We start from the raw sequence: 562 nt of genomic DNA, 5'->3' as shown, positions 1-562 counted from the left end.
CTCGCTCTGCCTCTTCGCTCTCCTCTTGTGAAAGGAATGGGGCAAGTGAGCGGAGACAAGCAGATATTGCTGCGCCGGGTGTCGCATAGGCCTTGGGCTCCCCCCAGTAGTGCTTGAGAACACCGTCATCTGTAACCCCCGCGTACACACCGTCTGCACCGTGGTAGTGCATCTTCGAGTCTGTCTTTAGATCCATCTTGCAGAGCACTTGCGGAAGGCTGAGATAATGCTGCGCGTGGTCATAAAGCAGCATCTCCCCACCCTCGCCACTATTCTTCAAGTCGGTAAACAGATTTCGAGCTTCAAAAAGAAGCGAGTTCATGGCCGCAGAGCTTTTAAATTCAGCGTCCCGCTATCGCGCCGCCTCGATCTTGCTCCGCGGTATTGCGTAGTCCGTTAGTACAAGACGAAGGTACTCAACAAGTCGCGACACCTTGACCCGCCCGTTTGCATCTACCGAGAGGCAATGACAACTCAATCGCATCTCAGATCCTGCGATTGGCATCGACTTCTCTACCAGCGTCAGGTGCACATCTAGCTGGTTCGCATCCCCAGACAGGAT

1 protein-coding gene is annotated in these 562 nt (G+C 54.3%); it reads right to left on the bottom strand.

What is annotated here, in order from left to right; genetic code table 11:
• Window positions 1-322 (bottom strand): DUF1837 domain-containing protein (locus KVS69_RS18640; protein ID WP_217539468.1); only part of this gene is annotated, 322 nt, incomplete at its 3' end.
• Window positions 323-562 lie beyond the last annotated feature (240 nt).

Source organism: Stenotrophomonas sp. GbtcB23 (assembly GCF_019091045.1).
GTDB lineage: Bacteria > Pseudomonadota > Gammaproteobacteria > Xanthomonadales > Xanthomonadaceae > Stenotrophomonas > Stenotrophomonas rhizophila_A.
Note: the sequence above shows the minus strand (reverse complement) of the source record. Positions and strands in the feature narration are given on the sequence as shown.